Consider the following 25911-nt stretch of genomic DNA (forward strand, 5'->3'; position numbering starts at 1 on the left):
CCAAAATGAGTGATTTTCAACCATATAATCCAGATAAAGACAATAATAGTGAAGAAGCTGATTCCAGATCTTTTAGTTCGTCAAGCAGTGCAAACAAGGACTCTCTTGATGATATGAAATCTTATCAGCCTTTTGTTCCGGACAGTCGTTTTACAGCACAAAATAGTGAAAGTACTTTTGCTCAGCAAGCAGCGGATGCGAGTTCTGCAAGTGAAAGTGATTTTCAATCTTTTAGCAGGCCATCAAGTCTTAGCACCTCAGACGACTCGTTATTTAGCCAGCCGATGAGTTCTCAAACAACTGATGATCCAAATTTTCAGTTTGAAAATAATAATAAACAAAATGTTTTTCAAAATTTTGAAGATTCCGACAAAACTGTTGATTCTCAGGCGCCGACTTCCTTTTTTTCTTCAAACCCTTACAGAAATTTTGACGAGCAAGAGCAGCAGAAGCCACTTTCACGAGCGAGTCAAGAATCAGAAGCATCGCAGAACTTTGGTCAACCACGAAATAGTTATAATCCAACTGATTATACAAAGAAAGACCAAACGAATATTCCACGAACTAGATCAAAAAGCAAGTCGTCAAAAACCATGCTGAGTCGCCTTAGCGGCAAAGCTGTTTTGACGCTTGTTGCCATTACGATTATTATTTTATTGGCAAATCCAGTCATTGGCGCAATTGTTAATCGCGGACAAAACAATGATAAAGTTGTTAATTCTGCTTCATCAGTTTCAAAAACAAGTTCACAAAGTTCCAGCAGCACATCATCGAACAGCACGCAATCATCCAGTTCTACATCGTCTACAGCTAGTGAATCTTCTAGTTCTTCAGCGCAAAGCAGCTCATCTTCTGCTGCTACAACCAGCTCTTATACTGTCAAGAGTGGCGATACACCTTACCATATCGCATCTATATACGGTATGACTGTGACTGAGTTATATTCGTTAAACGGTTTGGCCACTGGAGCGACATTGGTGCCGGGGCAAGTTTTGAAAGTCAATGGCAATTAAAGAAAAGCTTCAAGTCGCAATCGATGGACCTGCAGGTTCCGGCAAATCGACTGTCGCAAAAATCATTGCCAAGAATTTTGCTTTTATCTATATTGATACAGGTGCAATGTATCGTGCTGTAACATTGTACGCGAAAATTAATCAGATTGATTATGAAAATGAAGAACAGTTGTCTGAACAAGTTGCGACAATTTCGCTGACTTTCGTGCCGGCCGATCCTGTTCAAAGAGTGATATTGGATGGACAGGATGTTACAGAGGCTATTCGTTCCGAAGAAATAACAAACAACGTTTCACTTGTTTCTTCTTACAAAAAGATTCGAGAGGAAATGACTGAGCGTCAAAGACAAATGACCGAGGGAGCTTCGGTTGTGATGGACGGTCGGGATATTGGTACGACGGTTTTGCCAAAGGCACAGGTTAAAATTTTTTTGGTTGCGAGCGTTGAACAAAGGGCAGCTCGCCGTTTCAAAGAGAACCAAACTAAAGGTTTTAGAGTTTCCTTAGAAGAATTAAAAGATGAGATCATTTTACGTGATTACAAGGATTCTCACCGCTTGATCAGCCCACTGAAAAAAGCTAGTGATGCAGTTACGATAGATACGAGTTATTTATCAATTGATCAGGTCGTAGAAAAAATATCGGAAATTATCAAAACACGCGCATAGGCGCGTGTTTTCTGTATGCTTATAAAGATGAGTAAAAAATATACAATTGCAATAGTTGGCCGACCAAACGTCGGTAAATCAACTTTATTTAATCGAATCGTAGGCGTTAGAAAAGCAATCGTTGACGATCTATCAGGTGTTACACGCGATAGATTATATGAAAAGGCAGAATGGAACGGTGTTAAATTCTCCGTAATCGATACAGGCGGAATATCCTCTTCTGACGACGTTTTCGTCAATGAGATAAAGGAACAAGCGGAACTAGCTATTGCGGAAGCAGATGCTATTATTTTCGTTGTCGATGGACATAACGGCATCACGCAAGATGACGAATTAGTTGCCAAAGTTCTCTATCAATCTCAACATCCGATTTATTTAGCGGTCAATCATTTGGATAACATTGAACAGCATGATTTAATTTTTGATTTTTATGCACTTGGGCTTGGCGATCCTTATCCAATTTCAGCAGTTCATGGTATCGGTGTTGGCGACATGCTAGACAGCATCATCAAAGATTTTAAGGAAAACGAAGATACCAATGCTAGTGATTCAGATGATGAAGATCAAATTCGAATTGCGATCATCGGTCGTCCCAATGTTGGAAAATCATCAATTTTTAATGCTTTGATCAAACAAAATCGATCAATTATTAGCAATATAGAGGGAACAACACGTGATGCGATTGATGCACAATTTGTCGATGATCAAGGGCGCGTGTTCACAATTACAGATACGGCCGGAATTAGAAAATCTGGCAAAATTATTGAAAGTACAGAAAAATATTCTGTTTTACGGGCTCAGATGGCGATTGAAAGCGCTGATGTTATTTTGGTTGTTATTGACGCCTCAACTGGTATCCAAGAACAAGATAAACACATTGCTGGGCTAGCAACCGAAGAAGGCAGGGCAGTGATTATCGTTGTCAACAAGTGGGATGCTGTCGAAAAGGATAATTATTCCATGCAACAGTTCACAGATAACATTCGTGAAGAGTTCAAATTTTTGGACTATGCACCAATTATGTTTGTTTCAGCGAAAAGTTCACAAAGAATCGATAAAATTCCTGATATGGTCGTGGCTGTCGATAATAATCACAAAATGCGAATCCAATCATCTATTTTGAATCAAACAATTTTAGATGCCATCGCCGTTCATCCAACACCGACACGTAATGGAAAACGGCTGCGTGTATATTACGCGACCGAAGTAGCTGTGGCGCCGCCAACTTTTGCGATTTTTGTCAATGACCCGAAGTTAATGCATTTTAGTTATCAGCGTTATCTTGAAAACCAAATTAGAGAAAATTTTGATTTTGCCGGAACGCCGATCCGTTTGAGAATTCGAGCAAGAAAATGAGGACTCTTTTTAAGTTTTTAATGACAAATAGGTTACAGTTCGCGCTATGACAGGCTTTTAACGCTTTTTTATGGTATTTCTTACCCATTTTGTGTTAAATTCTTATTAGTGAAATGCATGGTAGCCGTGAATTTTACAAAACGAATATACAGGAGAAATTAATGGCAAATAAGCAAGAATTAGTTGATTCAGTTGCAAAAGCAACCGATCTTACTAAAAAAGATGCGACTGCTGCAGTTGATGCAGTCTTTGATTCAATTGCAAGTTATTTGAAAAAAGGTGAAAAAGTTCAATTAATCGGTTTTGGCAATTTCGAAGTTCGTGATCGAGCAGCTCGTACAGGCCGTAACCCACAAACTGGTGCCGAAATTCAAATTCCTGCATCAAAAGTTCCAGCATTCAAACCTGGAAAAGCATTAAAAGATACTGTTAAGTAAACATATCAAAACCAGCCGTTTGGCTGGTTTTTTATTATAGAATTAACTCATGACGAATTATTCGCAACAAATTTTATCGAACATTGCCAAGTCTGAATTTAATAATCAAGATTTGATGGCAAAAGCAATCAGCCATGATACAACAGAAGATTTGATCAGTTTATCCGATAGTTTACTTGAACAAGGTTTTGTTGATGATGCAAAAGGCTTGTTAGAGTCGCTGCAGGAACATCACAAAGTGAATGATGCCGGCAATATTAATCTGGCTGAAATTTATATTGACGAAGGTGACGATGATGCTGCGCTAGCTTTGATTGATAAGATTTCCGAAAAAAGTTCACTTTATTTAGCTGCTCAAATTGATAAAGCAGACCTGTATGAGTCGGAGGGACTACTTGAGTCAGCTGAAGGTATCTTGCTAGATTTGCAAAATGTGAGTGATGATCCGCTTGTACGTTTTGCTTTGACAGAATTTTATGATGCTGAAGGTGAAAATGGTAAATCTGCTCAGCTTTATGATTATTTGATTGACCAAGGGCATGAACGAATCGGCGACATTGATTTGCACGAACGTCTTGCCAATGCATTAGCATCAAATGGCGAATTCGAGGAATCGATCGGTGAATTTGAAACTGTTGGTTTAAAAAATCTGTCCGCAAAAGAAAACGGCCTTCTGGCTCGAGCTTATTTGCAAGTCGGCGATGAGCAAAAAGCACAAGCATTGTTAGAAAAAAATATTGAGAATGAAGAGGCAAGCTTAGAAGACTATCTGAATTTGGCTGAAGCCTTGCTAAAAGAAGGCAATATTGAAGGCCAAATTCGCAGTTTGCAATTAGCTAAGAATTTCGATCCTTTTAATATTCAGACACGTTTTCAGTTAGCTTTAGCGCAAAGTAATGCTAAACAATATTCACTCTCGGATTCAGAATTAGCTGAAATTGTTAAAAAAGATTCTTCGCAGACACAAGCTATTAGCTTATTAGCCTATAATTTATTGCAAGAAAAACAGGATGATCAAGTCCTTTCTTTGCTAAATGCGCATATCGAAGATGAGGAAATCGATCAACACTATTTTTGGTATCTTGGTTTAGCTTATTTTCACCTTGATCAACAAGCAACAGCTGAAAAAAATTTCAATCAGGTAAAAAAATATTTCGCCAATGAACCTGCGTTTTTAAAAGATGCTTTTTTCATCTTCAAAAATACCGACACAACACAAGCACGTATATTCCTCGAAAATTATTTAAAATTAGTTCCCGACGATTTTGAAATGGCAAATTATTTACTTTCATGAAAATTGCATTAACAAATGAATTCAAACAAGCAATTCCACTATTGCTGCATTTAAAAGAGCATGGTTTTCAAGCTTATTTTGTCGGCGGTTCAGTTCGTGATGTTCTTTTACATCGATCCAAGCATGATGTTGACATCACAACTGATGCCAAACCCAATGAGATGAAGGCGATTTTCAAAACGGCTAACCACTATTCTGGTGAAAAACATGGTACAGTTTTAATTTTTTTTGCTGGCAGCAATTACGAAGTCACCACTTTTCGAATTGATGGTCAATATCTCGACAATCGTCATCCTGAAACTGTCTCATTCACGAAAAACTTGCAAGACGATCTTTCTCGACGTGATTTTACAATCAACGCCTTTGCGGTAAATGAAGAAGGCGAACTTTTCGATTATTTTGGTGGTCTTAATGATCTAAAAAATCACATTATCAAGACCGTTGGTCAAGCGGAAACACGTTTTTCAGAAGATGCTTTGCGAATATTAAGAGCTTTTCGCTTTTCTAGTCAATTAAATTTCGAGATCGAAGAAAAAACGTTACTTGCAGGCGCAAAAATTAAAAATAATTTAGCAGATATCGCTGTGGAAAGAATTTTTTCGGAGTTTTCGAAATTGCTGTCAGGTGACAATCCTTCAAAATCTCTTAAGCAAATGCTGTTATTAGGTATTACGGATTATTTGCCAGGCCACCAGTTGATCAATGACCCGAGCGCTTTATTTACAGACTTTACAGGCATTCAGTCTACAATTGACGCAATTAATTGGACTCGTTTTGTTTGGTTTTCTCATTTGAGGGGCGAAAAATTAAATCAATACCTTGATTGCTGGAAAATGAGTAATCATTTAAAAACACAAATTATTAAATCCGTGAATTTTTTATCAAAGAAAGCAGTTGATAATTTAGATTTATTCACAATTGGTAGTGATATAGCAATCGCTTTGTCCGCAGTTTCTCGACCAGATCAAAACGAATTAAAGCAGCGATACGAAAAATTGGTTATTCACGAAGTTTCAGAACTTCAAATCACAGGTTTTGACTTAAAAAAAATTGGTATTCCATCGGGACCAATTTTCGGTAAAATTATCAGGAATCTAAGAAAAAAGGTGATCTTAGAACAACTCGCAAATCAAAAAACAGTTCTAATTCAGGAGGCGAAAAATGATTTTAGCAATTTGGGCACAATCAAAAAATAACGTGATTGGTGTGGATAAGCATCTGCCTTGGTCCTTGCCGGATGATCTTAAATTTTTTCGTCAGCAGACTTTAAATAAAGCGGTCGTTATGGGCAGAAAGACGTTCGAGTCTTTTGGATCCAGGCCCCTTCCAAAACGTTTAAATATTATCTTGACATCAAAACAAAATTATCAGAATTCAGATCCTCAGGTGAAAATTGTGCATTCACCTCAAGAAGCGATCAAACTAGCTGAATTAAATCATTTGGATCTAGCGGTTATCGGCGGCGCTAGTGTTTACAAAAGCTTCATGCACCTCACAGATAAATTACTTGTGACTGTCGTTAATGCCAATATAAAAGGGGACACTTTCGCGCCAGAAATTGATGATAACGATTTTCGATTAACTGCTACGATTCATCATGATCAAGATCTTAAGCATGCTTATTCCTTTGATTTCTTAGTATATGAAAGGAAAAATAAAGTTGATAAAGTATAATTTTAATTATGCCAATTATTAAAATCGTCACTGATTCATCTGCCGCACTGACAGCTGAGGAAATAAAAAAATATGATATCGAAGTTGTCCCTCTGCAGGTCTCAATTGATGATCACAATTACTTAGAAGGCATTGAAATTTCTCATGAGGAATTTTTCAAAAAAATGGAAACAGCAAAAAAGCTGCCTACCTCCAGTCAGCCAGCTGTCATCAATTTTTATGATGCTTATGAACATATTCTAGAAAAAAGTCCCAATGTCCAAATCATCAGCATTCACCTAAGCGAAGCTTTGTCTGGGACCGGACAGACAGCTGCTGCTGTTGCGAAAGACTTTAAAGGCAAAGTCATTTTTTTTGATTCTCATTCTATTGATCGTGGTCTCTCTTTTCAAGTATTAGCAGCTGCTAAAATGGCTCAAGAAGGTAAGAACGTTAACGAAATTTTTCAGAAATTGAACCAAATTGCCAAGCAAACGCGAATTTTTTTAAGTTTGGAATCACTAAAAAACTTAATTGCTGGTGGTCGTATCAGTCGTGCTAGTGGTTTGGTCGGCTCTTTGTTAAATATTAAAGTCGGTTTGGAATTCATCGATGATTCGATCAAGACAGTTTCAAAGGGTCGTGGTGAGAAATCAATCAATAAGTTTTACGATCAAGTCATTTTGGGTATGCAAAAGCTGACAAAGGTTCACGCGATTGGCATTTCTCATGTCGATGATCCAGATGGTGCCAAAGCACTGGCAGATCGTTTACGAAAGTTATTTCCTAATACACCGATTGTCACATTAGGAACCTCTCCAATAATCGCGACACATACGGGTATTGGCACACTTTGCATTTTGTACTATGGTGAATAGTGTGAGAGTTTTTTTAAAAATAGTATTAGCTATGATTCTCGGCTTTTTCCTTGTCTTTACCGTATCGATGATATTTTTAATGCCAAAGAACAATAATCATGTTAAACAGATAAATTCAAGCAATATTTCAGTCGTATGTTTGGGTGATTCGCTGACATTTGGTGTTGGCGACACGACTGGTCAGCAAGGCTACACAGGGCGAGTCATTAAGTTGCTTAAAAAAACTTATCCCCAATATCATTTTTCATCAGCTAATTTTGGTAAACCTGGTGACCGTTCTGACCAAATATTGAAACGCTTGAACAAATCAGAGAAACAACAGAAATTGCTTAAAAATGCTGATATTGTCGTGATGACAGCTGGTGGCAACGATTTAAGGCAGGAATTAATGTCACATTTTGATGTGAAAAGTGCCGCTGCTCTAAGCAATGAAATTAAAAAAAATTCTTTAAAATATCATCATTCTCTAAATCAGCTTTTTATCAGAATTAAGCAGATCCGTCAGAAATCATCATTATTTGTTTTCGGCAACTATAATCCAGCCTTTGTGAATATTGCCAGTCGAACCGATCTAAATAAGGACGTCCAATTGTACAATGCAGTCAATCAAAGGATAGTTGAAAAACAAGCAGATGGTCATTACATATCTGTTTTTCGTCAGTTAACCTATGGTCAATATCAGCGTCCTGATCAAATAAAAAAATTGATCCAAGAAGATAAAACTGCAAATGCTACGACCGAAAATAAATTCCAAAAATCTCTCTTGGATGGTAGCAGCAGCATCAAAAATAATTTTATTTCTCAAGCAGATCATTTTCATCCAAATAATTTAGGGTATAGTTACATGGCTAAGCAATTATTTAATTCTATTCTCAGTGATAAATCATGGCAAACAAAATAAAAACAAGGAAAAATATATGGTTTTGGGCTTTCTGGTCACTGTTGGCAGCCATTTTTTTGGTGTGCTTTTTTATCTGGGGTGCAGTGTCTAACGATAACTCTCAATCTCAAGATTCTCAATCTTCGATTCATGATAGCGATGCTAGCTTTAATGTCGTATTAACAAGAAAACAGGTCGATACCATCGCAGCAAAGTTCTTAAAAGAACAAAAAATAAAACACTTATCTGTCTCAGCTGAATCAAGACAGGTAGATGTGTACGGAAGCGTTAAACTACTCGGTTCTAATCTTAATGTCGGTGTTGCTTTCGATCCTAGTGTCACTCAAAATGGCAATGTTACTTTAAAAGCTAAAAAACTTATTGCTGGTTCAATGCCGCTACCGATCGGCATTGTCCTTTCATATATTAAATCCACAACAAAACTGCCAAAATTCATTTCTATCAATGCTAGCAAAAAGGAAATTAGAATCAATATTGTTAAAATGAAAACGGGTAAATTACTGGCTTTTAAAGCAGAAACAATCGATTTACGTAGAAACACAATAATTTTTCAAGGTGGTCTAAAATGAAGAGTCAAGGTTTTTATGAATGGCTGATGACACAAAGAAAACCTGAAGATGCAGATGAAGTTCAAGAATTTGCAAATGCTGCTTTTTTTGATTCAGAGTTTCCTAAACAGTCACAGGACTTCAATGAAATTTCAAAATATTTAGAAGAAAGCGGCGGTTATTTAATGAGCATGCAAGTGTTCGATGAGGCTTGGCGACGTTTCTTAACTTCAGAGGAGGGGTTATGACACAACAAATACAATGGTTTCCAGGTCATATGGCCAAAACCATTCGTGAGATTGGCGAACAGATGAAACTTGTTGATTTTAGTCTTGAAATCGTTGATGCCCGCGCTCCACAATCCACTCAAAATCCACAAATCATGGATATGATTTCGGTGAAACCGGTTTTCCTCGTTTTAAATAAAATTGATTTAGCTGATCCAAAACAAGTAGCAAAATTTGTCTCAAAAAACAAGAATCAATTTGCCGGAATTTTAACCACAGATGCAAAAACAGGTGTTCTTTCCAAAGACTTTCTAAGGCAGTTAAAAGTTAATCCGATTTTTGCCAAACTTTCAGAGAAAAACGCAGCTGCCAATCTAAAAGCACTCGTAACTGGGACGCCAAATGTTGGTAAATCGACTTTTATTAATCATTTGGCAGGTAAAAATATTGCTCGTACAGCTAATACACCTGGTGTCACACATTTTCTTTATTGGATTCGCACACGCTATAATTTGATATTTTTAGATACGCCAGGTTTACTGTGGCCTAAATTTGATGATCAGGAAGTAGGTACCAAAATTGGTATTCTAGGCGGTATTAAAGACACTTTGCTAGCATCCGATGATTTAGCACTGTGGTTGATTTCTTTTCTTCAGAAAAATTATCCAACTGCGATCGCAACTAAATATAAAATTGGTCATTTTCCATTAGACAATCCAGTTGCTGCTTTAATGTCGATCACAAGCCAGCTTGGTATGCGCCAAGACTTCGAAAGTGCTAGTCAACGCTTGATCAACGATTTTAGAGCGGGCAAACTCGGTCGGATTTCGCTTGATTTTTATGGTGATGACTATTTAGAAGATTGATTATGAAATTAGATGAAATACGCGCTGGATTTCCAACGCGTTTTAAATTTGAAAAAGAATTAAAAGAAAAAGGCTATCAAGTGATTGCAGGCATTGATGAGGTTGGGCGCGGCTGCATTGCTGGCCCTGTGATTGCATGTGCTTGCATTTTACCAAAAAATTTTAATGTAGCAGAGACTTATGATTCCAAACAATTAACTAAATATCAACGGCATTTAGCCGAAGAAAAAATTCGTCAGCAAGCTGTTGCTTTCGCTTTCGGTGAAATATCTTCAGTTGAAATTGATCATTTAAACATTTACGAAGCAAGCAGAAAAGCCATGAAAAACGCTGTCCTACAACTTGCAAGACAAGCAGATGTCTTATTGGTCGATGCCATGCAGATTGATTTAGATATTAAGCAACTAAAGCTGATTCACGGTGACCAGCTTTCGGTTTCAATATCCGCGGCCTCGATTTTAGCCAAAGAACACCGGGATCGTATCATGATTAAAATGGCTAAAAAATACCCAGAATACGGGTTTGAACGTAATGTTGGATATTTTACCCGCGAAAGCCGGGAAGCGCTTTTAAAATACGGAATTACGCCAATTCATCGAAAAAGTTTTGCACCAGTTTCAAATCTGCTTTAAAAGACCGTATCAATAAGTGGAGGAATTATGAAACTACGCGACTACTTATTGATTTTGCATGCCGTCTTATCAACGGCTAAACAAGAGCACTTTTTTTACAATTATATTTTAAACAATCAGCTCTCAGAAGATGACTTGCCCTTGAGTCAAGCGGATTTTACAGATCTTCTTGTAAAATATGATAACTACCAGTTTCTCAATGGATCGGTTATCAAAGCCCACGCGGACAAAGTAATGGATTTTATTGATCACCAAGAAAAATATCGGAAATTAAAATTCTTAGCCATTTGTGATACACAATATCCAAAACAGCTAAAGGAGATCTACCAGGCACCGATCATCCTGTTCTATGAAGGAGACTTGGCCTTTTTAAAATCACCGATGCTGACAGTTGTTGGGACACGATTAATGACGGAATATGGCCAAAAAATCTTAGAGAAATTGATAGCGGAAATCGTCGGTTCGGGTGTTTCGATTGTGTCCGGCCTAGCCAAAGGTATCGACGTATATTCTCACGAATTAACCTTGCAAAATAGCGGGACCGCGATTGCCGTAATTGGAAACGGCATCAATGTCAATTACCCAGCTGCTAACAAAGAAACTCAAGATCGAATTCGCAAACATGGACTTCTTATCTCGGAATATTTTCCTGATGTTCGGCCAAAACAATATCATTTTCCGGCTCGAAACCGGATTTTAGCTGGACTATCTTCAGCAACGCTTGTGATCGAAGCAAAACAGCATTCAGGCAGTCTGATCACAGCGGCTTATGCAACACAAGAAAATCGCAACGTGCTGGCTATCCCGGGAAATGTTGACCAAAGCTATTCTGACGGCACAAATCAACTCATTGCTGCTGGTGCGAAATTGGTTTTGACTGCTAGGGACATCTTAAATGAAATAATCTGTTATTGATTTGAAAACTTGACAGCTAGTGTAGACTGTTATTCGTGGTAACTAAAAAGACAAAAGCAAAAAAATTAGTCATTGTTGAAAGTCCCGCTAAAGCACGGACGATCGAGAATTATTTAGGGAAAGATTATCAGGTATTAGCATCTATGGGTCACATTCGCGACCTGCCTAAATCGCAGTTAGGTGTAGACACCGAGCATAATTATGAACCCAAGTATATTAATATTCGTGGTAAAGCACCACTGATTAATTCATTAAAAAAAGCAGCTAAAGCAGCATCTGCTGTGTATGTTGCGTCAGATCCGGATCGTGAAGGCGAAGCGATCGCTTGGCATTTGGAACATATTTTAGGTTTACCTGAAAATGGTAAAAATCGGGTCACTTTTAATGAAATAACCAAACCAGCTGTCAAAGAAGCTTTCAAACACCCGCGTGGCATCGAACAAGATCTCGTTGATGCTCAGCAGGCAAGAAGAGTTTTGGACCGCCTGGTTGGATACTCAATTAGTCCCATTCTTTGGAAAAAAGTAAAACGGGGTCTTTCTGCTGGCCGTGTTCAATCTGTTGCCTTAGGGCTGATCCTTGACAAAGAAAAAGAAATTTCAGCCTTCATTCCTCAGGAGTATTGGCGTTTAGATGCTGATTTTAAAGCTGGTAAACATGAATTTTCCGCCGAATTTTACGGTACTGATGGTAAAAAAATCAAGTTAGAAAATCAAAAAATCGTTTCCGCTATTCTAAAAAGAATCAACTCTGACGAAGATTTTCAAATTACAGACTTATCAACTAAAGAGTCTAAACGCAATGCACCAAATCCTTTTACAACTTCGACTTTACAGCAAACAGCCAATTCACAGTTGAATTATCATGCCCGTAAAACCATGCAGATCGCGCAAGGGCTTTACGAAGGACTTAGCTTGCCAAAAGTTGGCCATGTGGGCTTAATTACTTATATGCGTACCGATTCGACTCGTTTATCAGAAACGGCTCAAACGATGGCCAAAGAATTCATTTTAAAGGAATACGGCGAGGAGTATTATCACCGTCATAATGTTGTTAAAAAATCGGATACGGTCCAAGACGCCCATGAAGCGGTCCGCCCAACCGATGTCAAGCGCACGCCAGAATCTTTGAAAACAATTTTAACTCATGATCAATACCGTCTTTATAACTTGATTTGGTCTCGTTTCGTTGCCAGCCAAATGAGTGAGCAGAAGTTAGAGAACCAGGCACTGATGATCGAACAAAATAAAGTCACTTGGCGTTCAACTGGTATCAAAGTTCTTTTTGAAGGTTGGACTAAAGCACTCAAAACATCTTCAACGAAGAATAATATTTTACCAGCATTAAAAATTGGTGATCATGTTCAAATGGTTAATAATTTTCCAGAACAGCATTATACATTGCCGCCTGCCCGATATACCGAAGCCAGCCTGATCAAAGCGTTGGAAGAAATAGGTGTAGGACGTCCATCAACCTATGCGCCAACCATGGATACCTTGCAACGGCGCGGTTATATCGGATTTGATCAGAAAAAAATCGTGCCGACAGACCTTGGCGACATTGTACAAGATGTCGTTGTGAAATCTTTTCCTGAAGTAACAGATAAAAGTTTCACTTCAAAAATCGAAAGCGAATTGGACAAAGTCGAGGTCGGAGATTCTAAATGGCAAACAGTTATTGATGAATTCTATAAGCCTTTCAGTCAAGAGGTCGATGCTGCTCTAGAAAACATTGAAAAGGTCCCAATTTATGATCGAATTGCACCTGAATTATGTGATACTTGTGGCGGTCTGATGGTCATTCGTCGATCGAGAAGGGGTGAATTTTATGCTTGTTCCCGTTTTCCAGACTGTCATGGGACAAAATCAATTGTTGAACAAATTGGTATGAAATGTCCAAAATGCGGTATTGGTGAGGTTGTTGTTAAACGAACAAAGCGCGGCCGCGTCTTTTACGGCTGTTCTCGCTATCCCGACTGTGATTTTGCTAGTTGGACAAAACCAAAAAAGCCCGAGGTTAAAGAAACAGCTAATGCAAAATAAAAACGACTTAACAGTCGTTTTTTTATTTATTTAAAAAATTAGAGGGACTGTAGTTTGGGATCGACCAATTAGTCTGGATAATAGCATGTGTGGCCACAAAAGCCACGTAAATAGTCAAACCTGTAAATGTAACAGCTGTAAAAGCTTTAACCGGATGGTGAATAGCACTCTGCACAATGGAAACTTTGACATTTTTTTCATCCGCAGTCGAACGTGCGGTAGAAGATGTTTTGACGAAAATCAAGAATTTTGAGAAATTATTAATCGAAAGTAATGAAAGGCGTTTTTCCAGTAGGATCGATGCTCTTAGAAAACGCCGAGCGGTTACGGAAAGATCTCGTGAAAAGCTCTTGATCTGCCGAAAAATGGTTGAAAGCTCGAAGTCGATAAAGTTAGATGTTTTAGCATAAACGAACAAGCCAACTGACATAATGTCATTCGTCAAATTGATTGTGTTGTTTTTAACCGAAACAGAAGCATGATATACGCTAACAGCCGAATTTCCAGCAGCTATTTCAGCGTTTTCTTTCATTCTGTCGATGAAGTTGTTTTGGCTAATCAAAAAATGATCGCAAATATTTGTTAAAGATCGCTGTAAAAGAGAGAGTTGTTTGACTGCATCCTCTTTCCATAATTCACTGCTTAAACGAATATTTTCAACTGGATTAATAACTACTTGATTTGCCATTTTCTCTCCTTGAATCCTAGTTTAGAGAAAAAAATAAACTGCAAACCTTGATTAGTAAACGTTTAAAGACTTTTATAAATTCATAAGGTCAGCTACTTCGACAAGTCTTTTTTTCAGCTAAAAACTATAATCGAATCATGGGTTCAGCAACAAACCAAATTAAAGAATATGAGCGTTATTTAAGAGCTGAACGGCAGTATTCTGTACGTACGATCACGGCTTATCACCGGGATATTTATGAATTTGTCGTTTTTTTCAAACAAAATGGCGGATTTAGTCTTTTTTCTGCAATTGACAGATTTGATGTGCGGATCTATTTGAATCATTTATATGAAAAACAACTGGCCAAAACATCGATTGCTCGAAAAATATCCAGTTTAAGGAGCTTTTATCATTTTTTGATCGAAAATAATTTCGCCCAGACAAATCCATTTACGAACGTTAATTTTCGTTTTAAGAATAAAAAGCTACCAGAATTTTTGTACCCGGCAGAAGTTTTGATCTATTTAAAAGCAGCAGCTGACCCAAAATCTACCGAACATCTACGCAATTCAGCCTTGATCGAACTGCTTTATGCGACAGGCATGCGAATTTTCGAGATCACAAACCTTACTTTTGGGCAAATTGATTTTAAAAGTCAGATCGTAAATGTGATCGGAAAAGGCCAAAAGCAGCGTATTATTCCCTTTGGCCGGCCGGCGCTCAATGCTTTGCAAAATTATCTGCCTTGGCGCGAACAGATCATGCAGAAATTTGCTCGGCAGCATCCATATATTTTTATCAATACCCGCGGTGAACAGCTGACTGAAACTGGTGCTGAGTATATTTTGAAACAGGTTTCAAAGCGATCTAACTTGACTGCAAACGTTCATCCCCATATGCTGCGACACTCGTTTGCAACACATTTATTAAACAATGGTGCAGATATCAGGACGGTTCAAGAGCTGCTGGGCCATGCCAGTCTATCGACGACTCAAATTTATACACATGTTACAACGGAAAATCTGCAAGAAGGTTATAAAAAATTCTTCGATCGGGCTAAAATAAAAACTAATGAATGACTATCAATTAACAAATAAATATTTAACAGTTGGCATTAAAAGTGCTGGTGCCGAACTGACTTCAATTAAAGCAAATGATGATGGCTATGAATATTTATGGCAAGGAGATCCAGCTATTTGGAAACGACATGCGCCAATTCTTTTTCCGATAGTTGGTCGTTTACAAGACGACAGTTACTTTTTTCAAGACAAAGAATATCATATGTCGCAGCATGGATTTGCTCGCGATATCGACTGGAAAACAGTTTCCAGCAGCAGTACGAAATTAGTTCTGCAAATACAGTCGACTGAAGAGACGCTAGCGCACTATCCCTTCAAATTCAGCTTACAAGTAATGTATGAGCTTAATGACCGTCAACTAAAAGTTGATTATCAAGTACGGAATACCGATGAAAAAACGATGTTCTTTTCAATCGGCGGCCATCCGGCTTTTAATGCTGACTTTGCCAGTGCGACCGTTTCAGCTGATAAAGCAACCTTCGATCATTATGTTTTGGCCGGCAATTATTTGAATCCGCAAGCTATTGGACAGTTCGACTTTTCTTCTGCACACCAAATATCTAGATCTGATTTTGCTCATGATGCCATCATTTTAAAAGCTCCCGAAGGCTCAACTGAACTAACTTTACGCACCGACGTAGCTGCAAAACATTTGTCGTCTAATTCCTTACGCAAAACCGCCAGCGTTTCGATTAACGCAGTTAATTTAGAATTCTTCGGCATTTGGTCTAAAGCAACGGACGATGCACCCTTTGTTGCTCTTGAGCCTTGGTGGGGCGTTGCAGATACGATTGATACAAATAAAAAACTAGCAGATAAATTAGGTATTATGCCGCTAGCCGTTAATAAAGAAAAAGTTTTCCATTATTCAATGCGTTTTCTTTGAAAGCCAATACCTAAGACCTAAAGGCAGCATGGACTCCGTACCCTTGAAAATTCGTTTGATATTTTCTCGATGGGCATAGAGCGTCACAAGGGTTGCTATGACGCAAATGATCGATAACAAATGATCCTGCAAAAAAATAAAAGTGTAAGCCGTTCCGAAAATAAAACTTGAAATCGAGGCCGCACTCATCATCGACGTCAGAAAAAGAACAAACAGCAAAATCGCGAAACAAACGAGAAAGAATCGCCAATTATAGCCCAGCATAACACCAGCCGTTGTCGCAACGGCTTTGCCACCGTGAAAATGCATAAAAACAGAAAAACAATGGCCAAGAACGGCGATAAGACCCAAAATTAAGGGACTAACTGCAATCGACCCAAAAAAGACAGGCAGCAAGACTGCAACCACGCCCTTTGCAATGTCGAGAATCATCACAATGATGCCGGCTTTAATGCCTAATGTTCGAAAAACGTTCGTTGTCCCAATATTGCCAGATCCTAAATCACGAATATCTTTGTGATAAAAAAATCTGCCGATCCAGTACCCAGACATTAAAGAGCCAATCAAATAAGCAAGAACAATAAATATAATCGTTTTAAAAATCACGTAATTATTATAACTTTCATACGATACGACTTGCAAAAAATAACTTAAATAGTGTATCTTTACAAACTGATAGACGAATGAGTGTTCGCCTGGATTTTATATGACAAAAAATAAAGAAAATTCTTACAATGAATCAGATATAAAAATTTTGGAAGGCTTAGAAGCTGTCCGCGTTCGACCTGGTATGTATATTGGCTCGACGGATACGCGAGGTTTACATCATTTAGTTTGGGAGATCGTCGACAATGCTGTTGATGAAATTTTAGCTGGTTATGGTGATGCCATTCAAGTTATAATTCACAAAGACAACTCGATCACCGTGATCGATCATGGCCGTGGTATGCCGACTGGGATGCATGCCTCTGGTAGGCCCACGCCAGAGGTGATTTTGACGGTCTTGCATGCTGGCGGTAAATTTGGTCAAGGCGGCTACAAAACTGCCGGTGGTCTTCACGGTGTTGGCTCATCAGTCGTGAATGCCCTGTCCGAGCATTTAACAGTTGTGATCAATCGCGATGGCTTTAAGTATCAAGAAGATTTCGAAAATGGTGGACATCCGGTCGGCACATTGAAAAAAATCGGCAAAACCAAAGACTTGACCGGCACGACGATTACTTTTAAACCAGATTCATCCATTTTTTCGACGACTGTTTATAAATTTCAAACAATTGCCGATAGACTGCGTGAATCAGCTTTTCTGCTCAAAGGCACGAAGATAATTCTGACCGATGAGCGAACCGATCCACAAACAGTTGAAGAATATCAGTACAATGAAGGTATCAAAGAATTCGTTGACTATCTCAACGAGGGCAAGTCGGTCATTGGCAAAGTGATGTATTTTGACGGTATTCAGCAAGGGATTGAAGTCGAAGTAGCAGCTCAGTACAACGATGGGTACTCAGAAACGCTACTATCCTTTGTTAACAACGTTCGCACACCGGATGGTGGTACTCACGAAACCGGTATGCGCGTGGCTTGGACCAAGGCGTTTAACGATTATGCGAGAAAAGTCGGCTTATTAAAAGACAAAGATACCAACTTTGAGGGTTCAGATGTTCGTGAAGGTCTTTCAGTTGTCATCAATCTGCGTGTACCAGAAAATATTCTGCAATTTGAGGGTCAAACTAAAGAAAAGCTCGGTACGATGGAAGCCCGTTCAGCTGTTGGCTCGGTGATCGAAGAACAATTAGGCAGATATTTAATGGAAAATGGCGATTTTGCCCAAAATCTTGTTCGAAAAGCTTTGCGTGCCCGTGAGGCTCGGCAAGCAGCTCGCAAGGCACGCGACGAGTCTCGCTCTGGCAAAAAGAAAAAAGGTCGGGAACTGCTGCTTTCTGGCAAGTTAACACCAGCGCAGTCAAAAGATGCCTCTAAAAATGAGCTCTTCTTAGTTGAAGGTGACTCGGCTGGCGGTTCAGCTAAACAGGGTCGCTCACGCAAATTTCAGGCAGTATTGCCTTTAAGAGGCAAAGTACTCAATACTGAAAAAGCTAGTTTGGAAGAACTGCTGAAAAATGAAGAGATCAGTACAATGATTTACACGATCGGTGCTGGCGTTGGAAGTGATTTCAGTCTTAAAGATGCAGCTTATAACAAAGTAATTATCATGACTGATGCCGATGATGACGGTGCGCATATCCAGACACTATTGCTGACTTTCTTTTACAAGTACATGCGTCCTTTAATCGAAGCTGGCAACATTTATATTGCATTACCGCCCTTGTATAAAGTGACCTCTGGAAGCGGAAAAAATAAAAACGAAGATTTTGCTTGGACTAATGAAGAACTTGCCAGTCTAACTAAAAAGGCCGGCCGTGGTTACGCCATCACACGGTATAAAGGACTGGGTGAAATGGATGCGAGTCTGTTATGGGAAACAACCATGGATCCGGACAAAAGAACTTTGATTCGAGTCAAAATCGAAGATGCAGCTTTAGCTGAAAAACGTGTGACGATCCTGATGGGCGATCAAGTACCGCCAAGACGCAAATGGATTGAAGACAACGTCGTTTTCTCTTTGGATGAAGCAGGCTCGATCCTTGATACAGTCAACGGAAATGATGGCACATATCATCCAGAACTCGATCGAAAGGGGAATAATTAATGGCTGAAGAATCGCGAATTCAAGAGCTAAGCCTTGAGGATGTGATGGGCGAACGTTTCGGCCGTTACTCCAAATACATTATTCAAGAGCGTGCACTGCCAGATATCAGAGATGGTTTGAAGCCCGTTCAGCGCCGTATTTTGTTTGCTATGAACGAAGACGGTAATAACTACCAGCATGCTTATCGAAAATCAGCTAAAGCAGTCGGCAACGTCATGGGCAATTATCATCCGCATGGTGATTCATCAATCTATGATGCCTTAGTTCGTATGAGCCAAAGTTGGAAAATGCGCGAGACCTTAATCGATATGAACGGCAATAATGGTTCGATCGATAATGATCCACCAGCTGCCATGCGTTATACGGAAGCCCGTTTATCAATGATCGCAAGTGAGATGTTAACCGATCTTGATCAACAGGCAGTCGATATGGTTTTAAATTTTGACGATACACGCTATGAGCCTACGGTTTTGCCCAGCCGTATCCCAAATCTTTTGGTCAATGGTGCCTCAGGTATTTCAGCTGGTTACGCAACAGAAATTCCGCCGCACAATCTAAGCGAAGTTGTCAATGCCTTGATTTATCTGCTAGCTCATCCAGCTGCTTCGCTTGATGATCTAATGACTTACGTTAAGGGTCCAGATTTCCCGACCGGAGGCATTATTCAAGGCATTGACGGGATAAAAAATGCTTATACGACGGGACGTGGCAAAATTTATTTGCGTTCCAAAACTGAGATCAAGCAGTTAAAAGCTAATAAAAAACAAATCGAGATCAGTGAATTGCCTTACGAAGTGAATAAATCAGCTTTAGTAGCCCGCATTGATGAAATTCGTGTTAACAAGGACGTCAATGGTATTACCGAAGTTCGAGATGATACAAGCCGCGAGGGTCTGCTGATCGTGATCGAATTGTCAAAAGATGCCAATGCTGAAGGGATCTTAGATTATTTATTCAAAAAAACAGATTTACAAATTGCCTATAACTTCAATATGACTGCGATTGAAAAACAGCGGCCGGTACCTGTTGGACTAAAACAAGCATTATCGGCTTTTTTGGATTTTCGAAAGGAGGTCATTCGTCGAAGGACTGAATTCGAATTGAAGAAGGCACAAAAACGTCAAGAAATCGTCGAAGGGCTGATCAAAATGCTTAGCGTCTTGGACGAAGTTGTTTCAACGATCAGGACCTCTGAAAGCCGCAAAAATGCTAAAGATAATTTAATCGAGAAATTTGGTTTTTCAGATCCGCAAGCAGAGGCGATCGTGACATTGCAGCTTTATCGTTTGACCAATACGGACGTCTTAGCTTTGCAAGAAGAACATGATCAGCTGACTGCTCAAATAACTGATTTCAATCTGATTCTGACCGATCCAAATGTGCTGAGCAAAGTGATCAAAGGCGAACTGAAAGACATTGATAAAAAATATGCCAGTCCTCGTCGAAGCCAAATTCAAGCGGAAGTCAGCGAACTAAAAATCGATACGGCTGTTATGATCGCAAATGAAGATGTTATTGTTCAGATCACAAAAAATGGTTATGCAAAACGTGCTTCTTTTCGTTCCTACAAGGCAACAGATGAAAATGGTTTGACTGAGGATGATTATCCAGTCTACTTGGCCCGGGTGAATACATTAAGCCATTTATTTATTTTCACAAATAAGGGCAATTTGATTTATCGACAAGTCTATGAGCTCACAGATAGTAAGTGGAAAGATGCCGGTGAACATTTCTCTCAGGAAATTTCCGGCATGACTGAAGATGAGACGATCGTCAAGGTATTTGATTTCGAGAATCTCAATCATAAAGGCAGTTTTGTTTTTGCAAGCAGTGATGCTTTTGTTAAACAAGTTGATATGACTGCGTTAGCGCCAAGCAAATACTATAAAAAACGGGCCAGCAAGGCCATCGCGATCAAAGGCCACAATCAATTGACCTCAGTCGAATTTGCTGCAACAGAAAATCATTTAGTTGTTTTAACAACTGAGAAGGGCTATCTTTACAAGTTTCCTTTGAGCGAGATCGCATCTATGACGGCTAAGTCATCTGGGGCAAAGCCAGTCAAAATTGCTAAAAAGGATCGAGTTGTTTCCATGGACGTGATCGAATCAGAAGATTTGGTTGTTTTGATTACCGATCGCGGTCATCTCAAAATCATTAATTCAATTGAAATTCCAATCTCAACGGTTGATTCGATTCAAAGAGCTGAATCAATTTTTATGACAGATGACTTGATTGGCGGAGCACAGGCGATCAATCCAGAATCCAGACCCCAGTTACAGGCGGTCACGAGTAAAGACCAATTGATAGATTTTTCAGTTAATCCTGCAAATTCAGCTGGTTTAGACGATGAATTCAAACGAAAAATCAAGCTAGCAAAAAATAGTATTATTGTTAAGGTTAGATTAAAACAAGAGGTAGTTGAAAATGGCTAAAGAATTAGTTTTCGGACATCAGAATCCCGATACAGACGCAATCGCAGCCGCAATTGCAGCATCGTATTATTTAAATGAAAAAGGCATGGACACTGAGGCAGTCGCTTTAGGAAAACCTAACGACGAAACAAACTTCGCTTTGAATTATTTCGGTGTTGATGCTTTACGCGTCATTACCAAAGCAGATACCAAAGAAGTTGTTTTGGTTGATCATAACGAAACGGCACAATCAGTTGCAAACATTGATGATGTCACTGTGACGCATGTTTTTGATCATCATAAGATCGATTTTAAGACTAGTGCGCCATTGTTCTATCATGCAGAAGCATTGGGATCCACTTCGACGATTTTATATGAATTTTTCAAAAAGGACGGTATTGAAATTCCCACAAAGATCGCCGGTCTAATGCTTTCAGCTTTAATTTCAGACACTTTGCTGCTCAAAAGTCCGACAACAACCGATGTTGATCGCGATGTGATCGGTAAATTGGCTAAAATTGCCGGTGTTGATGACGTTAATGACTTTGGTCTCGATTTACTCAAGGCGGGTACCGATTTATCTAAAAAAACTGAAAAAGAATTAATTGATGGTGATGCTAAGACCTTCAAATTAGCTGGTAAAACCTTCCGGATCGGCCAAGTTAATACAGTTGATATTCCTAGTGTTTTAGCTCGTAAAGATGCTTTAAAAGTTGCAATTGAAGCCGAAAATGCAAGTGAAGGATTCAATGGTTTTCTGTTTGTGATCACGGATATCTTGAATTCTAATTCCAAGGCGCTCTACTTTGGCGAGGACAGTAGCAAAGTCGCTGCAGCTTTCCAAAAAGAACTGGTTGACAATTTGATCGATCTGCCAGGGGTCGTTTCACGCAAAAAACAAGTTGTACCACCTCTAACAGATTCATTTAAGTAAACAAATCTTGAAATTGCACTTTACAAGTAATTTTTGCTTGTGTATAATATTTATTTGTACTGAATTGACTTTCGTTAAATATAATTTTTAGGAGAAAACATGGCAGGTAAAGGACAAAGAGATCACGTGATTCTAGGCAATGATCAAACAGGTGAACGTATTTATTTGACTAGCAAAAATCGTCGTAATACACCTGATCGTCTCGTTTTGAAGAAGTATTCACCAAAATTACGTAAAGTTGTTGAATTTAAGGAGGTGAAATAATGGCAAAGAAGTCTAAGATCGAAAAAGAAAAGAAGATCGAAGCAACAGTTGCTAAGTATGCGGCTAAGCGTGCTGCACTAAAAGCTGCCGGCGACTACCAAGCACTTGCGAAGCTTCCACGTAATGCATCTCCAGTTCGTGCACATAATCGTGATTTAACAGATGGTCGTCCTCACGCATATATGCGCGCATTTGGTTTGAGTCGTTTGAATTTCCGAGAATTAGCTCATAAGGGTCAAATTCCTGGCGTTAGAAAAGCTAGTTGGTAATTAAATTTAGATTCTCTTCAAAAACATCAGGATTAATCAATCCTGATGTTTTTTGTTTATTTTCAGAAAAATTTTTGTTAAGATTGCAGACAATATGAAAAAGCCAATTATTGCAATAACTGCAGATATTTACCGTTTAAAAAGTATGTCCTCAAATGATCAAGCAATTGATTACGCGCCAAGAGATATCATTAGAGCTGTTTATCAGGTTGGCGGCATACCAATTGTATTACCTGCACCAACTGATATCAAAGAAACTGATTTTAATGAGCTCACTGAAAATTTTGATGGGCTTTTAATACCTGGAGGACCGGACGTAGATCCAAGTTTTTTTAATGAAGATCCAATTCCGCAATTGGGCGGTGTTTTTTACGAACGTGATCAATTTGAAATACATTTAATTAGCGCGGCTGTCAAAACTGGTAAAGCGATTTTTGGTATTTGCCGTGGTATTCAAGCGATCAATGTGGCACTGGGCGGCAATCTTTATCAAGACCTAGCAGCTCAATATCCAGATCTGAAAATTAAGCATCGCCAATATCCGACTGAAGGATCTTTCCCAACTCATCAGGTAACGATCACAGAGGGGAGCGAATTGGCCAAAATTATCGGTCGGCAGTCTTTTGTAAACTCGCGCCACCACCAAGCCGTTAAAGATCTAGGCAAAGGCTTGAAAGTGACCGCAATGGCTTCTGATGGTGTCATTGAAGGTATTGGGAGCAGCGACTCAAATCAAATCGTTGCGGTCCAATGGCATCCGGAAAGTATGTGGCAGCGTTTTCCGGAACAATTAAAATTGTTCAAGAACTTTGTCGAAAGGGCTGAAGATATTTATGATTGATGGTAATTCAAAACAAAGGCTAGGCTTTTGGTCTATTGTTCTCTTTGGTATCAACGGGATTATCGGATCTGGTATTTTCTTATTGCCCAGCGCACCTATGAAATTAATCGGAGTTGGGAGTGTCTTTGCATTACTACTGGATGCTTTTCTGGTTGCAACAATTGCTTTATGTTTCGCACAAGATGCTAACTATTTTGATAAAAATGGCGGTCCATATCTTTATGCAAAAGAAGCCTTTGGAAATTTTATCGGTTATGAAGTGGGCGTTGTAACTTGGGCCATCAGAATTATTGCCGAGGCAACAGTGGCAGTTGGTTTTGCAACAATTTTGGGTGCTTTTTTTCCTAATTTGTCTAGCAGTTTAGCCCGTTCAGCTGTTATCGCTTTGTTGCTCATCGCCTTGGCATTAATGAATATCGCTGGCGTACAGTTAACTAAAATAATTAATAATATCGTTACCATCAGCAAATTAATTCCATTAGTTCTCTTTATTTCAATCGGCTTATTCTTCCTCAAGGGTAATAATTTTGTACCTTTCTTTCCTCACGGCCAATATGCATCTGGAAGTTTTGGTCAAGCTGCTTTAACTATGTTCTTTGCATTTACAGGTTTTGAAGGAATCTCTGTTGCAGCTGGTGAGATGACAAATCCTAAAAAAAATCTGCCTCGAGCTATTATGATTATTGTTGCGACAGTTACATTAGTTTATGTGCTGATCCAGCTCACGGCCATTGGTATTATGGGATACCGTTTGGCGGATTCAGCAACACCAATTATGGATGCATTTGCTGAAGTGACAGGTACTTTTGGCAAAGATTTAATAGCTGCTGGATCATTGATTTCTATTGGTGGCCTTTTAGTGGCTTCATCATTCATCACGCCAAGATCAGGTCTGGCTTTAGCAGAAAACAAAATGATGCCTCAAGTTATTGCCAGAAAGAATAGTAAAAACGCTCCTTATGTTGCAATTATTATTTCAACATCTATTTCCTTGATAATCGCCTTATTTAATTCAACATTTGCAAATTTAGCGTTAATTTCAGCTATTTCGCGTTTTGCCCAATATATTCCCACAATTATTGCTGTTTTCGTCTTCTCTAAAACTAAAAAGACGCAAAAAACTACTTTTCAAATTCCTTTTGGTCCTGCCATTCCGTTACTGGCTTTGGTTGTCAGTATCTGGTTGCTTGTTCAAACCAACATCCAACAACTGGTATGGGGCCTAGGAGCTCTGGTAATTGCAGTACCTTTTTATTTTTTCACAGCTTATCGTAATCAGTCATAATTAAAATAATGATTTTTTTAGCGCATCAAATCAATCCGTACAGAAACTAGATTACTAAAATAAATTGACAGTTATTCTTAAAAATAGAACAATGAACTAATGGAAGTTATGAAAAGTAATAAATCGGCCATGATTATCGGTATCTCCGGGGGTTCGGGTTCTGGCAAAACATCCATTGCGCGCGATATTTATGAGCATTTAAAAAATCAATCAGTTGCCATTATGCCTCAAGACGCTTTTTATAACGATCAAAAAGAAATGACTATGGTGGAACGCAAAGCTGTTAATTATGACCATCCAAATGCTTTCGATATGGATTTGTTATATCAAGACTTGTTGAAGCTAAAACAGAATAAAGCCGTTGACCTACCAATTTATGATTATGAACATTACACACGTTCTGATAAGTCATTGCCTATGCAGCCAGCTAGGGTAATTATTGTCGAAGGCGTGCTGCTTTTTGTTGATGAACGTATCCGCCAGTTACTGGACATTAAGATTTTTGTAGATACAGATGACGATATTCGTTTTATCCGTCGATTGAAAAGAGACATGGCTGAACGCGGTCGGTCAACTGAATCAGTAATCAACCAGTATCTCAAAACCGTCAAACCCATGTATCACCAATTTGTCGAACCCACAAAACGCTATGCTGATGTGATCATTCCGGAAGGCAAGAGCAACCGAATTGGTATTAACTTATTGATCAACCAAATCAAAGCAGTCCTGTCCAAATAAATTGTCACGCTATGCTGCAGTGATTTTGCCATGGTAATCGCTGACTTTATATCAGTTTTTATCGTTTTGACACTTGGTTATGAAACATACAGAATCTATTATTATGCTATGTATCATATGGCGAGTAAGTATAACAGCAACGAAATACATATTCGTACGATGATATGATGTACTCGAATTTTGCCGTTAATAAGTAAACCGTTTAAGATTGCCACGATAATGATTGCGATTAATCCGACTTTCAGAAAAATTAAGTTCAATGGAAAACATAGTATCGAGATCGCCGAAATGAGATTTGCACCAAAAAGCCAGGCTGGCATTTTGAAATGGGCAGACAACGTTGCTAATATCATGAGTGCTGCGTAAAGATAGATTAGGATTTCAGTTATAAC

28 protein-coding genes are annotated in these 25911 nt (G+C 38.8%); 26 read left to right on the plus strand and 2 right to left on the minus strand.

Annotated features, from left to right (window positions below):
- The first annotated feature begins 5 nt into the window (after positions 1-5).
- From DLJ48_RS07815 to topA, 15 genes are all read left to right on the plus strand, one after another.
- Positions 6-1013, plus strand: coding sequence for a LysM peptidoglycan-binding domain-containing protein (locus tag DLJ48_RS07815; protein ID WP_128686908.1), 1008 nt, complete (start codon positions 6-8; stop codon positions 1011-1013).
- Entirely contained in the window at positions 1003-1680 is a 678-nt protein-coding gene (gene cmk / locus DLJ48_RS07820; protein WP_128686909.1) for a (d)CMP kinase, read from the plus strand. Before DLJ48_RS07815 ends, cmk begins: the two co-directional genes overlap by 11 nt.
- A 27-nt stretch (positions 1681-1707) precedes the next feature.
- Positions 1708-3036, plus strand: a complete 1329-nt coding sequence (gene der, locus DLJ48_RS07825; protein WP_128686910.1) for a ribosome biogenesis GTPase Der — start codon at positions 1708-1710, stop codon at positions 3034-3036.
- Positions 3037-3197: 161 nt separating this feature from the next.
- Positions 3198-3473, plus strand: a complete 276-nt coding sequence (locus tag DLJ48_RS07830; protein WP_128686911.1) for an HU family DNA-binding protein — start codon at positions 3198-3200, stop codon at positions 3471-3473.
- A gap of 49 nt (positions 3474-3522) precedes the next feature.
- Positions 3523-4767: a tetratricopeptide repeat protein gene (locus DLJ48_RS07835; RefSeq protein ID WP_128686912.1), complete on the plus strand. Its 1245-nt coding sequence runs from the start codon at positions 3523-3525 to the stop codon at positions 4765-4767.
- Complete coding sequence (locus DLJ48_RS07840) at positions 4764-5963, plus strand: CCA tRNA nucleotidyltransferase (RefSeq protein ID WP_128686913.1); 1200 nt, start codon at positions 4764-4766, stop codon at positions 5961-5963. Before DLJ48_RS07835 ends, DLJ48_RS07840 begins: the two co-directional genes overlap by 4 nt.
- On the plus strand, positions 5929-6441 hold the full coding sequence (locus tag DLJ48_RS07845) for a dihydrofolate reductase (RefSeq protein ID WP_128686914.1): 513 nt from the start codon (positions 5929-5931) through the stop codon (positions 6439-6441). Before DLJ48_RS07840 ends, DLJ48_RS07845 begins: the two co-directional genes overlap by 35 nt.
- Before the next feature lie 8 nt (positions 6442-6449).
- Positions 6450-7298, plus strand: a complete 849-nt coding sequence (locus DLJ48_RS07850; protein ID WP_128686915.1) for a DegV family protein — start codon at positions 6450-6452, stop codon at positions 7296-7298.
- A gap of 79 nt (positions 7299-7377) precedes the next feature.
- Positions 7378-8199 (plus strand): GDSL-type esterase/lipase family protein, encoded by an 822-nt coding sequence (locus tag DLJ48_RS07855; protein WP_243148580.1) that lies wholly within the window; start codon positions 7378-7380, stop codon positions 8197-8199.
- Positions 8184-8768 carry a YpmS family protein gene (locus DLJ48_RS07860; RefSeq protein WP_128686917.1) on the plus strand — a complete coding sequence of 195 codons (585 nt, stop codon included), beginning with the start codon at positions 8184-8186 and terminating at the stop codon, positions 8766-8768. The genes DLJ48_RS07855 and DLJ48_RS07860 overlap by 16 nt, the downstream gene beginning before the upstream one ends.
- A complete protein-coding gene (locus tag DLJ48_RS07865) occupies positions 8765-8995 on the plus strand; it encodes a YozE family protein (protein WP_128686918.1) in 231 nt (76 codons plus the stop codon). Before DLJ48_RS07860 ends, DLJ48_RS07865 begins: the two co-directional genes overlap by 4 nt.
- Positions 8992-9840 (plus strand): ribosome biogenesis GTPase YlqF, encoded by an 849-nt coding sequence (ylqF, locus tag DLJ48_RS07870; RefSeq protein WP_128686919.1) that lies wholly within the window; start codon positions 8992-8994, stop codon positions 9838-9840. Before DLJ48_RS07865 ends, ylqF begins: the two co-directional genes overlap by 4 nt.
- Before the next feature lie 2 nt (positions 9841-9842).
- Positions 9843-10472, plus strand: coding sequence for a ribonuclease HII (locus DLJ48_RS07875; RefSeq protein ID WP_128686920.1), 630 nt, complete (start codon positions 9843-9845; stop codon positions 10470-10472).
- A gap of 27 nt (positions 10473-10499) precedes the next feature.
- Entirely contained in the window at positions 10500-11387 is an 888-nt protein-coding gene (gene dprA / locus DLJ48_RS07880; protein ID WP_128686921.1) for a DNA-processing protein DprA, read from the plus strand.
- A 35-nt stretch (positions 11388-11422) separates the two neighbouring features.
- Positions 11423-13429 (plus strand): type I DNA topoisomerase, encoded by a 2007-nt coding sequence (gene topA, locus DLJ48_RS07885; RefSeq protein ID WP_128686922.1) that lies wholly within the window; start codon positions 11423-11425, stop codon positions 13427-13429.
- A gap of 22 nt (positions 13430-13451) precedes the next feature.
- Here topA and DLJ48_RS08630 read toward each other — a convergent pair whose 3' ends face one another.
- Positions 13452-14117: a hypothetical protein gene (locus DLJ48_RS08630; protein WP_243148582.1), complete on the minus strand. Its 666-nt coding sequence runs from the start codon at positions 14115-14117 to the stop codon at positions 13452-13454.
- A 137-nt stretch (positions 14118-14254) separates the two neighbouring features.
- On the opposite strand from DLJ48_RS08630, the gene xerC reads away from it, so the two are divergent.
- Both xerC and DLJ48_RS07900 read left to right on the plus strand, forming a co-directional pair.
- Positions 14255-15178, plus strand: coding sequence for a tyrosine recombinase XerC (gene xerC / locus DLJ48_RS07895; protein WP_128686923.1), 924 nt, complete (start codon positions 14255-14257; stop codon positions 15176-15178).
- Positions 15171-16064: an aldose 1-epimerase family protein gene (locus DLJ48_RS07900; protein ID WP_128686924.1), complete on the plus strand. Its 894-nt coding sequence runs from the start codon at positions 15171-15173 to the stop codon at positions 16062-16064. The genes xerC and DLJ48_RS07900 overlap by 8 nt, the downstream gene beginning before the upstream one ends.
- Here DLJ48_RS07900 and plsY read toward each other — a convergent pair.
- Positions 16047-16670, minus strand: coding sequence for a glycerol-3-phosphate 1-O-acyltransferase PlsY (gene plsY, locus DLJ48_RS07905; RefSeq protein ID WP_128686925.1), 624 nt, complete (start codon positions 16668-16670; stop codon positions 16047-16049). The genes DLJ48_RS07900 and plsY overlap by 18 nt on opposite strands.
- A gap of 100 nt (positions 16671-16770) precedes the next feature.
- On the opposite strand from plsY, the gene parE reads away from it, so the two are divergent.
- From parE to DLJ48_RS07950, 9 genes are all read left to right on the plus strand, one after another.
- Positions 16771-18774 (plus strand): DNA topoisomerase IV subunit B, encoded by a 2004-nt coding sequence (gene parE / locus DLJ48_RS07910; protein ID WP_128686926.1) that lies wholly within the window; start codon positions 16771-16773, stop codon positions 18772-18774.
- Entirely contained in the window at positions 18774-21209 is a 2436-nt protein-coding gene (gene parC / locus DLJ48_RS07915; protein ID WP_128686927.1) for a DNA topoisomerase IV subunit A, read from the plus strand. The genes parE and parC overlap by 1 nt, the downstream gene beginning before the upstream one ends.
- Positions 21202-22122, plus strand: coding sequence for a manganese-dependent inorganic pyrophosphatase (locus DLJ48_RS07920; RefSeq protein WP_128686928.1), 921 nt, complete (start codon positions 21202-21204; stop codon positions 22120-22122). The genes parC and DLJ48_RS07920 overlap by 8 nt, the downstream gene beginning before the upstream one ends.
- A gap of 99 nt (positions 22123-22221) precedes the next feature.
- A complete protein-coding gene (gene rpmG, locus DLJ48_RS07925; RefSeq protein WP_128686929.1) occupies positions 22222-22386 on the plus strand; it encodes a 50S ribosomal protein L33 in 165 nt (54 codons plus the stop codon).
- Positions 22386-22655, plus strand: a complete 270-nt coding sequence (gene rpsN, locus DLJ48_RS07930; RefSeq protein ID WP_128686930.1) for a 30S ribosomal protein S14 — start codon at positions 22386-22388, stop codon at positions 22653-22655. The genes rpmG and rpsN overlap by 1 nt, the downstream gene beginning before the upstream one ends.
- Positions 22656-22749: 94 nt before the next feature.
- On the plus strand, positions 22750-23496 hold the full coding sequence (locus DLJ48_RS07935) for a gamma-glutamyl-gamma-aminobutyrate hydrolase family protein (protein ID WP_128686931.1): 747 nt from the start codon (positions 22750-22752) through the stop codon (positions 23494-23496).
- Positions 23489-24781 (plus strand): APC family permease, encoded by a 1293-nt coding sequence (locus DLJ48_RS07940; RefSeq protein ID WP_128686932.1) that lies wholly within the window; start codon positions 23489-23491, stop codon positions 24779-24781. The genes DLJ48_RS07935 and DLJ48_RS07940 overlap by 8 nt, the downstream gene beginning before the upstream one ends.
- Positions 24782-24889: 108 nt before the next feature.
- The gene (udk, locus tag DLJ48_RS07945; RefSeq protein WP_128686933.1) at positions 24890-25519 is read left to right on the plus strand and encodes a uridine kinase; all 630 of its coding nucleotides are present in this window, start codon (positions 24890-24892) and stop codon (positions 25517-25519) included.
- 219 nt (positions 25520-25738) lie between these two features.
- Positions 25739-25885 (plus strand): hypothetical protein, encoded by a 147-nt coding sequence (locus tag DLJ48_RS07950; RefSeq protein ID WP_161566128.1) that lies wholly within the window; start codon positions 25739-25741, stop codon positions 25883-25885.
- The last annotated feature ends 26 nt before the right edge of the window (positions 25886-25911 follow it).

Origin of the sequence: Oenococcus sicerae, assembly GCF_004102045.2 — a bacterium.
GTDB lineage: Bacteria > Bacillota > Bacilli > Lactobacillales > Lactobacillaceae > Oenococcus > Oenococcus sicerae.